Genomic DNA, 13,502 nt, shown 5'->3' on the forward strand with positions numbered 1-13,502 from the left:
CCGGGGTCCTCCTACGTCCCCGGACCCGACCTGCGGCGACACTCCCCCGAGTTACGCGTCATGACGCGCGCGCCGTCGGACCGGATCCGATGAAAGGATCACATCAGGGCTCACCAACGGATCGCTAACATGTGGCCAACGGTTCGTCCGCAGGTCGTGGGCCGGGTGGCCGGAAGTCGCCGGACGGCGGGGGACGGCAGCCGGAACCCTAACGGAATCCGGTCGCGACCGGCAGATGCACGGTGGCGGGAAACTGTGGTGGACGGGGCGGAATTCCGCCAGGGAACGCAGGGAACGCAGGGAACGGCGGGGGGACACCCGCCGCGCGGCGGGGTCGCGGGAGACCGCGCGGAAAGGCAGTGGGCGGCGTGATGCGGCGGTACGAGCTGCGTTTCGGACTGCTGGGACCGCCCGTGCTGTACGACCGACAGCCGTACGGGATTTCGTACGACGCCCCGGACGGTACGGCCGACGCGGACGACGCCCCTGACAACAGCGTGCGGGCCATCGGCAGCCCCAAGGTCCGCGCCCTGCTCGTCGCGCTGCTGCTGGAGGCGGGCCGGGTGGTGTCCGTCGAGTCACTGAAGGACGCCCTGTGGAGCGGGGCGCCGCCCGTCTCCGCGCAGGCGTCGCTGCACAACCACGTCACCCGGCTGCGCCGGCTCCTGGACGACCCCGAACGGCTCAGGGCCGTCGCCCCCGGCTATCTGCTGCGGGTCGACGACGGTGAACTGGACGTTCACGTATTCGAAGCCCGGGTGGCCGAGGCGCGCGCAGCGCACGCCCGGAGTGACTGGGCGGGAGTCGTGCGCCCCTGCACGGCCGCGCTGTCGCTCTGGCGCGGCGCACCGCTCAGCGGGCTCCCCGCCGACTTCGGCGGCTACGCCTTCGTCCAACGCCTGGAGGAGGCGCGGCGGCTCCTGCTGGAGTGGCGCTACGACGCCGAACTCGCCCTCGGTGGCGCCAGGGTCGCCGGGCTCGTTCCGGAGCTGGCGGCCCTGGTGGCCGAGCATCCGCTGCGCGAGGCGTACCACCGCCAGCTGATGCTCGCCCTGCACCGCACCGGCCGTCAGGCCGAGGCCCTGGCCGTCCACCGGGATCTGCGCGCCCGCCTGGTCGACGAGCTCGGCATCGAGCCCGGACCCGCGGTCCGCCAGGCCCATGTGGAGGTGCTGCGCGGCTCCTCGGACACGCCCGCGGTCCCGGCGGCGCGCACCGGGGGAGCGGTTCCGCTCCGCCGCGTGTCGACCGGGGCGGCCGCCGGGGCCGCTGCCGGGGTGGCCGTCGAGGCCTCCGTCGGTGGGGCGTCGGCCGGTGGGGCGGTCGGCAGCGGGCCGGTGGGCAGTGGGGCGTCGGCCGGTGGGCCGGTGGCCGGCGGGCCGGTCGCCACCGCGACGATCCCCGTCCCCAGGAGTTCCACCGCGCCGGGTGAGGGGCGGCGCCCGGGTGAGCCGACGATCCACGACGCATCGGCGCCCGCGTCCGCGCCGGTGCCTGTGTGTGCCCCCGCATCCGCGCCCGCTCCCGTGTCCGCGCCCGCTTCCGTGTCCGCGCCCGCTCTCGTGTCCGCGACCGCGTCCATGCCCGCGACCGCGTCCATGCCCGTGCTCACCCCTGTGTCCGCGCTCCCGGTCGCCGGCGGTGAGGCGGCCCGTACGGCTGAGGGGCCGGTGCCGACCACCTCCGGTACGGCGGGCCCGCGTACCCCCGCCCCCGCTCAACTGCCCCCACCACCCGCCCACTTCACCGGACGAGCCGCCGAGCACCGGGAGCTGCACCAGAGCCTCGCCGAACGGAGGAGCCGGCTCGCGGTGATCAGCGGCATGGCCGGGGTCGGCAAGAGCGCCCTCGCCCTGCACGTGGCCCATGGGCTGCGGGAACGCTTCCCGGACGGCCAGCTGTACGTCAACCTGCACGGCGCCGCTCCCGGTACGGGCCCGCTGACCTCGGCGCAGGCGCTCGCCGCCCTGTTGCGGGACCTCGGCGCCGAGCCCCGCACCATTCCCGAACACCCCGACGCGGCATCCGCTCTGCTCCGCTCGCTGCTCGCCCCCGCCCGTGTCCTGCTGGTGCTGGACGACGCCGCGAGCGCGGCCCAGGTGCGTCCGCTGCTGCCGGCCGGGCCCGGCTGCGCCGTGATCGTCACCAGCCGCTCGCCGCTGACCGCCCTCGACGGCGCCCGGCGGCTGCCGCTCGGCCCGCTGACCGGCGAGGACAGCGCGGCGCTGCTCCGGGCCGTGAGCGGCCGTGCGGGACTGGACGCCGGTCACGCGCTGGTCGAGCTGACCGGCAGGCTTCCGCTGGCGCTGCGGGTCGTCGCCGCCCGGCTGGCGGCCCGCCGTGCGCTCACCCCTGATGCGCTGGCCGGGCAACTCGCCGCCACCGGGGGCCGGCTGCACCACCTGGAGTACGACGACCTCAGCGTCCGCCGCTCCCTCGCGGTGGCGCACGACGCGCTCGCCGCCGCCGACCGCGAGGCGGACCGGGACGCGGCCCTCGTGCTGCGCCGCATCGGAGCCCTCGACCTGCCCAGCTACAGCGCCCCGCTGGTCGCCCGCCTGACCGGCACCGACGCGCGCCGTGCCGAGGCCGCGCTGGACCGGCTGGTCGACGTGGCCCTGCTGGAGGAGACGGCGTTCGGCCGCTACGCCCCGCACGACCTGGTACGGGACTTCGCCCGCGAACTGGCGGACGCCGACGCCCGCCCCGGCACGGCAGCCGCCGGTGGGGATGCAGGCAGGGCACCCGGCTCCGGCCCCGACCGCCGTACGACCCCCGGCTCCGACCGCCGTATGAGCCCCGACCGGCGCACGGGGGTCGACCGGCGCAGGGGCACCGACCGGCGCGGAGGCGACGACCGCCGCACGGACACCGGCAGCCCCACGGGCCAGGACCGCCGCACAGGCATCCCCGCGCCCGCCGGTGAGGAGCACCGAACTGAGACCTCCGCGCCCGCCGGTGAGGAGCGTCTAACTGACGCCTCCGCGCCCGCGGGCCAGAAGCGCCGCGCAGACGCCTCCGCGCCCGCGGGCCAGGACCGCCGAACGGGCATCCCCGCGCCCGCCGGTGAGGAGCGCCGAACTGGCGCCTCCGCGCCTGCCGGTCAGGAGCGCCGCGCAGGCACCTCCGCGCCCGCCGGTGAGGAGCGTCGAACTGACGCCTCCGCGCCCGCCGGTCAGGAGCGCCGAACTGGCGCCTCCGCGCCCGCGGGCCAGGACCGCCGAACGGGCATCCCCGCGCCCGCCGGTGAGGAGCGCCGAACTGACACCTCCGCGCCCGCCGGTGAGGAGCGCCGAACTGGCGCCTCCGCGCCCGCCGGTCAGGAGCGCCGCGCAGGCACCTCCGCGCCCGCGGGCCAGGACCGCCGCCCAGGCATCCCCGCGCCCGCCGGTGAGGAGCGCCGCGCAGGCACCTCCGCGCCCGCGGGCCAGGAGCGCCGAACGGGCATCCCCGCGCCCGCCGGTCAGGAGCGCCGCGCAGGCACCTCCGCGCCCGCCGGTCAGGAGCGCCGAACTGACACCTCCGCGCCCGCCGGTGAGGAGCGCCGCGCCGGCACCTCCGCGGTCGCCGGCCAGGACCGTCGTTCAGGCACCTACACGCCCAGCCTCACCTCCGCAGCCGCGGCCACCCTCACCGCCGGTGCCACGACTGCTCCCGTCCCGGCCGCCGACACCGACTTGGCAGCCCTCCGCTGGTACGCGGCGGCCGCCGAGTGCGTGCTCACCGCCATCGTGGAGCCCGGCCTCGACCAGGAGGACCGCCGGCGGCCCACCTCCGCGCAGCCTCCGGGGCACGCCGCCGACGTGGTGGCGCTGGGTTCCTTCGAGTCCGCGGAGGAGGCCTTCGCCTGGGGGGACGGGGAGCTGGAGAACATCGTCGCGCTGGTGGAGCGCAACGCGGACGGTGCCGACGAGCCGCGCGCCGCCCACCTCTCCCTCCTGGTCAGGCTGTTCTACCCGTACGTGCAGCGCAGCGGGCGGGTCGCCGAGATGGAGGTGCTGGGGCGGGCCGGGCTCGGTGCGGCGCGGCGGCTGGGGGACGCGGCGGCCGAGGCGTACGCCCTGGGCGACCTCTCGGGCCTGCACTTCCTGACCGGGCGGCAGAACGACGCCCTCGCCCTCACCGACCAGGCCCTCGCGATCTGGCGGCGGCTGGGCGCGGTCTCCAGGATCCGGCGCTGCCTGAACAACCGCGGGCTGCTGCTGGAGGGGCTCGGCCGGTTCGAGGAGTCCGGCGAGGCGCTGCGGCAGAGCCTCGGCTACTCCCGGCAGCTGAACGACCCCTACGGGGAGGCGGTCACCCGCAGCCACCTCGGCAACCTCTACGAGCACACCGACCCCCGGGCCGCGATCGAGCAGCACCGGCGCTCGCTGGCGATCGGGGACGCCCTCGGCGCGGTCATCGTGCAGCACTCGGCGCACTGCAACATCGGCTACGCCCACCTCACCCTGGACGAACCGGCGGCCGCCGCCGGGCACTTCGAGGAGAGCCTGCGCATCCTCGGCGGCCACGGCGACTGGCACGGCGAGTCGCAGACGCGGCTCGGGCTGGTCCGGGCGCTGCGGCGGCTGGGCGACGGCGAGCGGGCCGCGCGCGAGTGCGCCGAGCTGCTGAGCCGGGCCGACGCCCGCGCGGACCGTTACATGGGCGGTCTCGCCCGCCACCAGCACGGACTGCTGCTGCGTGAAGAGGGGCGGCGCCCGGAGGCGCGCGACGTCTGGCGCGCGGCCCTCGCGGCCCTGGACGGCACGGACGAGCAGACGGTGATGGAGGAGTTGCGGGAACTGCTGGCCGAGGGTCCGGGCCGGTGACGGGCGTTCACTTGGCGTCGGCGTAGCACTCCACCACCGCCGTGGTGAACGGGAAGCGCACCGGGGTCTCGCCGAAGGTCAGCCGCGCGGCGAGGCCGGAGGCTTCGTCGATGGCGCGCACGACGGTGTCGGCCTCCTCGGCGGGGCAGTGCACGATCACCTCGTCGTGCTGGAAGAACACCAGTTCGGCACGGAGGCCGGCGCAGGCCCGGCGGAGTGCGGCGAGCAGCAGCAGGGCCCAGTCGGCGGCGCTGCCCTGGACCACGAAGTTCCGTGCGAAGCGGCCCCGGGCGCGCGAGTCGGTGGAGGCGTACCCGGGGAGCCAGGTGGATCCGTCGGGGTCCTCGTCGCCGACCGGGATGCCCGCCTCCTCCGCCGGGTCCTCGCCGGTCCTGGCGGCGGGCGGACAGGTGCGGCCCAGCCAAGTGCGCACGAGCCGGCCCTCCTCCCCGGCCCGCGCGGCGTCGTCGACGTAGGCCACCGCCCGGGGGAAGCGGCGGCGCAGCGCCGCCAGGTTCTTCAGGCCGTCGCCCGAGGTCTGGCCGTAGACGGCGCCGAGGACGGCGAGTTTGGCCTGGTCGCGGTCGCCGGAGAAGGCGCGGTCGGAGACGGACTGGTAGAGGTCGTCGGCGCGGCCGGCCACCTCCATCAGACCGGGGTCGCGGGAGATGGCCGCGAGGACGCGCGGCTCCATCTGGTCGGCGTCGGCCACGACGAGGCGCCAGCCGGGGTCGGCGACCACCGCCCGCCGGATCACCTTGGGGATCTGCAGCGCGCCCCCGCCGTTGGTCACCCAGCGCCCGGTGACCGTGCCGCCGGCGAGGAACTCGGGCCGGAAGCGGCCGTCGCGGACCCAGTCCTGGAGCCAGGACCAGCCGTGCGCCACCCAGATGCGGTACAGCTTCTTGTACTCCAGCAGGGGCGGGACGGCGGGGTGGTCGACCGAGGCGATCTCGCGGCGGCGGGTGGACCGCACCTTGATCCCGGCCTGGGCGAAGGCCCTTATGACGTCGGCGGGCAGGTCGGGCCGGACTCGGCGGCCGAAGGCGGCGGACACCTCGTCGGCCAGCTCGGCCAGGCGGCGCGGCTCGCCGCCGCCCGCGTACCGCTCGCCGAGCAGTCCGTGCAGCAGGCCGCGGTGGACCTCGGCGCTCCAGGGCAGGCCGGAGCGGTTCATCTCGGCGGCCACCAGCATCCCGGCCGACTCCGCCGCGGTCAGCAGCCGCATCCGGCCGGGGTGGGCGGTCTTCTCGTGCCGCCGCTGCTGGTCGGCGTAGACCGCGAGCAGGTCCGTCAGCGGCAGCCGGGTGCCGGCCGGTTCGAAGAGCGGGGACTGGGCGCCGGGCTCGGCCGGGCGCTGCGGCGGGTCGGGCGGTACGGGTCCGCCGCGGAGGCGGGCCAGGGCGGCGGCGGCCGAGCGCGGCTCGCCGTGTCTGCCCTCGTGGCCCAGCAGCAGGGTCTCGGCGTCCTCGATGTCGTAGCACCGCTCCACTCGCACCCCCGTGGCGAGCAGCAGCGGGTAGACCTCGGCGGTCGACCGCCAGACCCAGCGCGTCACCTCCGGACGGCTCCGCACCGCCCCGGCGGGATCGCTCTCCCGCCGCACCGGACCGGCGGGCAGCCCGTCCGGGCCGAGGGGGGCGACGTCCACGCCACCGTCCTCGGCCGGCGCGAGAGCCCACCGGTCGCTCATGTCCGCGAGTGTGGCAGGCACCTCTGACAACGGCCCTCCGGGCGATGACCCTCCGAGCGATGACCCTCTGGGCGATGGCCCTCCGAGCGATGACCTCTGACGACTGCCTCGGCCCGTGGATCCACCGGGGCAAGCCCGCCAGGGCCGATCCGATGCGCCGGTCAGTCCGCCGCGTCGCCCGCCGCGTCGCCCGCCGCGCCGCCCGCCGCGTCGCCCTCCGCCCGCTTCTGGTCGAGGACGGCCGCCAGCACCCGGTCGACGAAGGTCTCCGTCGCCTCCTTGGTGAGGCCGAGCCCGCTCAGGACGCCCTCGCCGTTCTCGTGCTCCAGCAGGGCCAGCAGCAGGTGTTCGGTGCCGATGTAGTTGTGGCCGAGCCGGAGGGCCTCGCGGAAGGTGAGTTCCAGGACCTTCTTGGCCTCCGGGCCGTAGGGGACCAGCTCGGGCGCGTCCTGCGCGGCCGGCGGGAGCGCGGCGGTCGCGGCCTCGCGCACCGAGTCCAGCAGGACGCCCTGCGTGGTGATCGCCTTGGCGGCCAGGCCGTCAGGCTCGGCCAGCAGGCCGAGGACCAGGTGCTCGGGCCGGCCCTCCGCGCTGCGGGCCGCCACGGCCTCGTTGTGGGCGGCCATGACCACGTTCCGCGCGCGCGGGGTGTAGCGGTTGAAGCCCTGGCTGAGGTCGAGGTCGGCCGACTCCTTGGGCACGAAGCGCTTCTGCGCCGCCTGGCGGGTGACGCCCATGCTGCGGCCGATGTCGGTCCAGGAAGCGCCCGAGCGGCGGGCCTGGTCCACGAAGTGGCCGATCAGGTGGTCGGCCACGTCGCCGAGGTGATCGGCGGCGATCACCGCGTCCTGGAGCTGCTCCAGGGGTTCCACGTGGGCCTTCTTGATGGCCTCGATGAGGTCGTCGAGGCGTACGGATGCCGTGATCTTCGGTTGGTTCGCCATGTGTCAACCGTAGGTTGCGCCCCGTTCACTGTCAACTGAAGGTTGACAGTATGTTTCCTCGTCACCCCGGGTTGTCCACAGGCTGTGGACGGCCTCCGGGATCGCGGCCCGTCCCGCGTCCCTGTCGGTGGCGCGTGGCACGATCGAGAGCGTGACCAGCACCCCCAGCACCGTGGAGCGCGCCTTCCGGGCCGCCCTGTACGACGACACCGACGCCGGGCTCGACACGGGCGCCTCCCTGCTCGCGGCCGACCCCGCCGCGGACGGCGAACTCGCGCGCCGAGGCGAGGAGTTCGTGGCGACGGCCTGGCAGCGCGGCTGGCAGCCCGCCGACGTCGTACGGCTCGTCCGGCGGGAGCTTGAGGAGGTCCACGTGGGGCTGGCCGCGGCGCTGATCCGGGCCCAGGCCGGACGGGACCGCCCGCGCGGACACCGCTGGGCCGCCCAGCTCGACGCGCTGCCGCCGGACCCCGCGCGCCCGGCCGACCGCTTCTCGCACGCCACCGCCGTCCTCCAGCTCCACCGCCTGCTGCTGCGCCTGCCCGCCCTGGAACCCCTCGACGAGCCCCGCCGCGCGCACGGGCCCGCCGCCACCCGCATGCTCACCCGCATCCGCGCCCTGCTCGCCAAGGCCGAGGCGACCGACTACCCGGACGAGGCGGAGGCGCTGAGCGCCAAGGCGCAGGAACTGATGGCCCGGCACAGCGTCGACGAGGCGCTGCTCGCCGCTGCCGCGCCCGCCGCCGACGCGCCCGGCGCCTGCCGCATAGGCGTCGAGCCGCCGTACGAGCAGGCCAAGGCCGTGCTGCTGGACGCGGTCGCCACCGCCAACCACTGCCGGGCGGTGTGGAACGAGCCGCTGGGCTTCTCCACGGTCGTCGGCTTCGAGGCGGACCTGGAGTCGGTCGAGCTGCTCTACACCTCGCTGCTGGTGCAGGCCACGCATGCGATGACCCGGGCCGAGGCCGCCCAGCGGGCCGGCGGGCGCAAGCGCACCAAGACCTTCCGCCAGTCGTTCCTCGCGGCCTACGCCCACCGCGTCGGCGACCGGCTGGCGGCCGCCGCCGAGACGCAGGTGACCCAGGACCTGCTGCCGGTCCTGGCCACCCGCGAGGTCGCCGTCACCGACCGGCTGGAGCGCATGTTCCCGCAGACCACCACGGCCCGGCTGCGGGGCGTGAGCGACGCGGCGGGCTGGACGGAGGGCGCGGCCGCGGCGGACCGCGCCCAGGTCAGGGCGCGGCCGCGGCTGGGCTGAGGCGTCTCAGTCCCCGGCCTGCTGGAAGGCGCCGACGGAGGCGTTCGGGTCGCTCTGGCCGGTACGGCCGGCGATGGGCCCGTACTTCCAGGGGATGACCTGGGCGTGGTCGCTCCCGGGCAGCGTGACGGCCATCGACGCGGCCTTCAGGCTCTTGGCGTCGCCGTCGGCGCCGCGCACGTAGGTGACGGTGAAGGTCGCGGAGTCGCCCTTGGCGAGCTTCAGCTTCTGCGCCTTGGCCCCCTGCTGGGGCTTGAGGACGACCGAGGGCCCGCCGGTCTGCTCGACCTTGACGTGTGGGAAGCCCTCCAACGTGCAGGGCGCGCTCTGGTTGGTCATGCTGACGACCACCTGGCCGGTGTCCCCGGCCGCGGGTGCCTCGCTGGTGGAGCCGCCGGCCTGCACGGAGACCTTGCCGACCGCGCAGCCGGACCCGGACTTGCTCTTGGCGCCGTCGCTGCTGCCCCCGCCCCCGCAGGCGGTCAGGGCGAGGGCGGCGGTGAGAGCGGTGACACTGAGCCGAATGGCGCGCATGTGCTGTTCCCCATCGAGGTCGTGGCGGTCTCCCCGCATCATGGCGCCTGCCCGGGGGGCGCGGTCACGCACCCCTCGGTAATTCACTGCTTCAGGGCAGTCGGGAGCCCGGACGGGAGCTTGCCGCCCTCGGCCTTGGTGTAGGTTTCCTGGCCGAGCTTGCCGGACCAGGTGACCTTCATGCCGTCCTTGTCGACGGAGTCGACCATGCCGGTGACCCGGTCCTCGCTGCCGTCGGTGCACGTCAGATGGATCATCCGCATGCCCGCCTCGGTGCCCGCGGCGCCGCTGCACACGGTCCCGCCGGTGGCGAAGAGGCCGGCCTGCTTCCCGGTGATCACGAGGGCGACCACCGTGCCCTTGCTGGTGGTGATCCAGCTGCCCTGAAGCTTGTCCGAGGAGCCCGTCACCGCGCCGGAGCCGGCGGACGCGGTGGCCGCCGGGGTCCGGCTCGCAGGGGCGGAGGAGTCGTCGCCGGAGCCGCCCCCGCCGCATCCGGTCAGTGCGAGCGCACCCACCAGGCCCGCGGCCGTGGCCGCCGCCCGCACCTTCGCAGTCGCCGTCGTCACGTCAAGCTCCCGAGTTCCAGCGAGCCGGCCACCCCGGGGCCGTCGGCCCGTTTCCGGAGGGCACCCCCCCGGGGCGGGGGGACCGCAGCAAGTTACCAGCCGTCACCCGGGGGGCTTCCGGACACCGGGCCGGAGTCCCGTGCGGATCCGGATCGGTTCCGTCCGGCGGAGCCACGCGGGCCTGATTCGGCCGGTGAAACGCCATGGGTAGGGAATCTCCTACGATTGACGCGTAGGGAATTTCCTACCTAATCTGGAGTCATGACCGTCACACACGCCTCGTTCGTCACGCTCCCCGTCTCCGACCAGGACCGCGCCCTGCGCTTCTACACGGAGGTCCTGGGCATGGAGGTCACCGCCGACCGGGAGATGCCCCAGGGCCGCTGGCTCCAGGTGGCCCCCGAGGGCGCGCAGACCGTCTTCACGCTCTCGGGCCCGGGGATGGGCGGTTTCGAGCCCGGCTCCGTCCGGGGGATCATGTTGGCCACGACCGACGTCGACGCGGACTGCGCCCGGCTCGCCGCCGCCGGGACCTCCGTGCAGGGACCGGACGAACTGCCCTGGGGACGCATGGCGTCCTTCACGGACCCCGACGGCAACGGTCTGATGCTGCTGACGGAGAAGGAAGGCTTCTGAGCGCTCCATGAACGGGCCGGACACCGCCGCCGAGGACCGCGTCTTCGCCGCGCTCGCCAACGCCACCCGCCGCGAGGTGCTGCGGCTGCTGCGCGAACGCGGGCCGCAGCCCGTGCAGGAGCTGGCCGACCACTTCGACATGCGCCGCCCCAGCCTCTCGGAACACCTCAAGGTGCTCCGGGAGGCCGGCCTCGTCTCCGAGCGGCGCTCCGGCCGCCTGCGCGTCTACCGCCTGGAGGCGGCCCCGCTCGCCGAGGTGCAGGACTGGCTCCATCCGTACGAGCGGTTCTGGCGCGAGCGGCTGCGGGGGCTCGGCGAGCTGCTGGACCGGATGCCCGACGATGAACAGCCATGACCACCGCACCCGGCGGTGACGCCGACGACCTCACCACGGTCCGCGTCGCCCAGTTCTTCCCGCACCCGCCCGCCAAGGTCTGGCGGGCCCTGACCGAGCCCGGACTGCTGGCCCGCTGGCAGATGCCCGGTGCCGAGGAGTTCCGCCTGGAGGTCGGGCACCGGTACCGGATGACCTCGGTCCCGCGTCCCCACAGCCGCTTCTCCGGCGTCGTCGAAGTGCGGGTCCTCGCCTACGACATCGAGCGGATGCTGTCCCTCCGGTGGGAGGACGCCGATCCCGCCAATCTCGCGGAGTGGACCGTCACCTGGACCCTGGAACAGGAAGGGCGCGGTACGCGTCTGTTCCTAGTGCACGAAGGATTCGATCCGGACGATCCGGCGCAGATGTCGGCGCGGAAGATCATGGACGGGGGCTGGAGAGGGCGTGTGCTGCCCTCGCTCGGGCGGACGCTGGACCAGCTGGGGTAAAGCGGACGTCAAAGCTGTAATCGCGGGAACACCCCCCGTGCACGTGCATCTGCTCATGCAGCTGCACATGAACAAGGTTATGATCCGGGTCAGTTGACCGCAGCATCTATGGCCACATCAGCCAGTGCACCAGGGAGCGACCTGTGGACCGCGACGTTGAGAGCGTGTACGGGGAGTACGACGTGTACAACGGCATGGCTGCCGCGCAGCTGGACGGAGTGGCCTGGCAGAAGAGCAGGCACAGCAACTCGCAGGGCTCCTGTGTGGAGTTCGCGCGACTGCCGGGGGGTGACGTGGCCGTGCGCAACTCGCGCTTCCCGGACGGGCCGGCGCTCGTCTACACCCGCGCCGAGATCGAGGCGATGCTCCTCGGTGTCAAGGACGGCGAGTTCGATCATCTGGTGCTCGGCTGAAACGACTCAGCCGTCCCGGCGCCATCCCTGAGGGCGCGAAGGGGCGGTAACGGGACGAACGGCGGGTGTACGCGCGTAGACACCCGGCGTCGGTCGACGCCGCCGGGCGTCAGCCGGTCGTCCCGAGCCGGAACATCGCCCAGACCACCTTGCCGTCGAGGGTGCCGGCGAGCGGGTGCCAGCCCCAGCTGTCCGCGAAGGAGTCGACGAGGAACAGCCCCCGGCCCGACTCGGCCGAGAAGTCGTCCGAATCGCGCGGGGTGGGCGTCTCGTGGCTGGGGTCGCGCACCGCGCACACCAGCCGCCCGGTCCAGCGCATCAGGTGCAGCCGCACGGAGGGCGCGTGCTCGGCGCCCACCGCGTCGGCCGGCAGCGCGTGCCGCAGCGCGTTGGTCACGAGTTCGGAGACGACGAGGGCTATGTCGTCGAAGCGGTCACCGACGTCCCACCGGTCCAGGGTGCCCCGGGTGAAGCGCCGGGCCTCGCCCACCGCCTCGTACCGGGCGGGCAGTGCGCAGGAGGCGGCATCGGACACGGCTGCGGGGTCCAACGGCGGAAGGCCCTGCCGTAACGGCTTGAGCATGGTCGATCCATTCGTCCCCATGCGAGGCACTCCCGGGAATTCGCGGTCGTTGCGATGCAGCGGTGGCGCGGCACCATGGTTTCGGATGGGAAGAGCAGATGCAAGGGCAGATGCACGTGCACGCGACCGAATTGAACCTGCCCGTACCGCTTCTTGGCCATTTTTTCCGCCAAGTTCGATCTCGGTTCTGCCAGAGGTCCGGACCTCTGGGGGCGGAAAACGGCCGACCTCTTTCCGTTTCCGTAACCGTACGAGTACTGCTCGGAGTGTTTTAGTGGCAGACTTCGGCCCCTGAAGACGGTTGGGGAGGCTGGCGAACGTGAGCGCGGGAGAGCCCGGATCGGTGGTGCGGCGCATGCTGCTCGGCTCGCAACTCAGGCGACTGCGTGAAGCACGGGGGATCACGCGCGAGGCTGCGGGGTACTCGATCCGCGCGTCCGAGTCGAAGATCAGCCGGATGGAGCTGGGCCGGGTGAGCTTCAAGACCAGGGACGTCGAGGACCTGCTGACGCTGTACGGCATCACGGACGAGGCGGAGCGCGAGTCGCTGCTCTCGCTCGCCCGCGAGGCCAACGTGGCGGGCTGGTGGCACAGTTACACGGACGTGCTGCCGACCTGGTTCCCCACCTACGTGGGCCTGGAGGGCGCCGCCTCGCTGATCCGGGTGTACGAGGTGCAGTTCGTGCACGGCCTGCTCCAGACCGAGGAGTACGCCCGCGCGGTGGTCCGGCGCGGCATGAAGGGCGCGAGCGCGGCCGACGTCGAGCGGCGGGTCGCCCTGCGCCTGGAGCGGCAGAAGCACCTCCTCGCCGACAACGCGCCCGAGTTCCACATCGTCCTGGATGAGGCCGCCCTGCGCCGTCCCTACGGCGACCGCGACGTGATGCGCGGCCAGTTCCAGCATCTGATCGACATCTCCGAGCGCCCCAACGTGCGGCTCCAGGTGATGCCGTTCAGCTTCGGCGGCCACTCCGGCGAGAGCGGCGCCTTCACCCTGCTCAGCTTCCCCGAGTCGGACCTGTCCGACGTGGTGTACGTGGAGCAGCTGACCAGCGCCCTCTACCTCGACAAGCGCGAGGACGTCGCCCAGTACGAGCAGGCGCTCAAGGAGCTGCAGCAGGACAGTCCGGGACCGGACGAGAGCCGCGACCTGCTGCGCGGCCTGCTCCAGCTGTCCTGAGGCGGGGCCGCCCCGGTGCGCCGCACGCGTCCCGGGCCGTGGCCGTCTTGAGGTGA

Annotated in this window: 12 protein-coding genes; 7 read left to right on the plus strand and 5 right to left on the minus strand. The window is 74.2% G+C overall.

Features of this window, described 5'->3' with window-relative positions; genetic code table 11:
• Window positions 1-371 precede the first annotated feature (371 nt).
• A complete protein-coding gene (locus tag B446_RS40355; RefSeq protein ID WP_419184176.1) occupies window positions 372-4,811 on the plus strand; it encodes a BTAD domain-containing putative transcriptional regulator in 4,440 nt (1,479 codons plus the stop codon).
• Window positions 4,812-4,818: 7 nt separating this feature from the next.
• On the opposite strand, the gene B446_RS20655 is transcribed toward B446_RS40355, so the two are convergent.
• Together B446_RS20655 and B446_RS20660 are read right to left on the minus strand one after the other, a co-directional pair.
• The gene (locus B446_RS20655; protein ID WP_020941383.1) at window positions 4,819-6,504 is read right to left on the minus strand and encodes a bifunctional 3'-5' exonuclease/DNA polymerase; all 1,686 of its coding nucleotides are present in this window, start codon (window positions 6,502-6,504) and stop codon (window positions 4,819-4,821) included.
• Window positions 6,505-6,665: 161 nt separating this feature from the next.
• Window positions 6,666-7,448 (minus strand): Clp protease N-terminal domain-containing protein, encoded by a 783-nt coding sequence (locus B446_RS20660; protein WP_020941384.1) that lies wholly within the window; start codon window positions 7,446-7,448, stop codon window positions 6,666-6,668.
• A gap of 151 nt (window positions 7,449-7,599) precedes the next feature.
• On the opposite strand from B446_RS20660, the gene B446_RS20665 reads away from it, so the two are divergent.
• Complete coding sequence (locus B446_RS20665; RefSeq protein WP_020941385.1) at window positions 7,600-8,706, plus strand: DUF2786 domain-containing protein; 1,107 nt, start codon at window positions 7,600-7,602, stop codon at window positions 8,704-8,706.
• A gap of 6 nt (window positions 8,707-8,712) precedes the next feature.
• Here the strand turns inward: B446_RS20665 and B446_RS20670 are convergent, their stop codons facing one another.
• Together B446_RS20670 and B446_RS20675 are read right to left on the minus strand one after the other, a co-directional pair.
• A complete protein-coding gene (locus tag B446_RS20670; protein WP_020941386.1) occupies window positions 8,713-9,240 on the minus strand; it encodes a DUF4232 domain-containing protein in 528 nt (175 codons plus the stop codon).
• An 83-nt stretch (window positions 9,241-9,323) separates the two neighbouring features.
• Window positions 9,324-9,809, minus strand: a complete 486-nt coding sequence (locus tag B446_RS20675) for a hypothetical protein (RefSeq protein ID WP_234967530.1) — start codon at window positions 9,807-9,809, stop codon at window positions 9,324-9,326.
• 261 nt (window positions 9,810-10,070) lie between these two features.
• Between B446_RS20675 and B446_RS20680 the strand changes: the two genes are divergently transcribed.
• The 4 genes from B446_RS20680 (at window position 10,071) to B446_RS20695 (ending at window position 11,683) form a co-directional block, all read left to right on the plus strand.
• A complete protein-coding gene (locus B446_RS20680) occupies window positions 10,071-10,445 on the plus strand; it encodes a VOC family protein (protein WP_020941388.1) in 375 nt (124 codons plus the stop codon).
• A 7-nt stretch (window positions 10,446-10,452) separates the two neighbouring features.
• Complete coding sequence (locus B446_RS20685; protein ID WP_020941389.1) at window positions 10,453-10,800, plus strand: ArsR/SmtB family transcription factor; 348 nt, start codon at window positions 10,453-10,455, stop codon at window positions 10,798-10,800.
• Complete coding sequence (locus B446_RS20690; protein WP_020941390.1) at window positions 10,797-11,270, plus strand: SRPBCC family protein; 474 nt, start codon at window positions 10,797-10,799, stop codon at window positions 11,268-11,270. Before B446_RS20685 ends, B446_RS20690 begins: the two co-directional genes overlap by 4 nt.
• A gap of 143 nt (window positions 11,271-11,413) precedes the next feature.
• A complete protein-coding gene (locus B446_RS20695; RefSeq protein WP_020941391.1) occupies window positions 11,414-11,683 on the plus strand; it encodes a DUF397 domain-containing protein in 270 nt (89 codons plus the stop codon).
• A gap of 109 nt (window positions 11,684-11,792) precedes the next feature.
• Here B446_RS20695 and B446_RS20700 read toward each other — a convergent pair whose 3' ends face one another.
• Window positions 11,793-12,266 (minus strand): ATP-binding protein, encoded by a 474-nt coding sequence (locus B446_RS20700; RefSeq protein WP_020941392.1) that lies wholly within the window; start codon window positions 12,264-12,266, stop codon window positions 11,793-11,795.
• A gap of 355 nt (window positions 12,267-12,621) precedes the next feature.
• Between B446_RS20700 and B446_RS20705 the strand changes: the two genes are divergently transcribed.
• Window positions 12,622-13,446, plus strand: a complete 825-nt coding sequence (locus B446_RS20705; protein ID WP_052352323.1) for a helix-turn-helix domain-containing protein — start codon at window positions 12,622-12,624, stop codon at window positions 13,444-13,446.
• Window positions 13,447-13,502 lie beyond the last annotated feature (56 nt).

The organism is Streptomyces collinus Tu 365, from assembly GCF_000444875.1.
Lineage (GTDB): Bacteria > Actinomycetota > Actinomycetes > Streptomycetales > Streptomycetaceae > Streptomyces > Streptomyces collinus_A.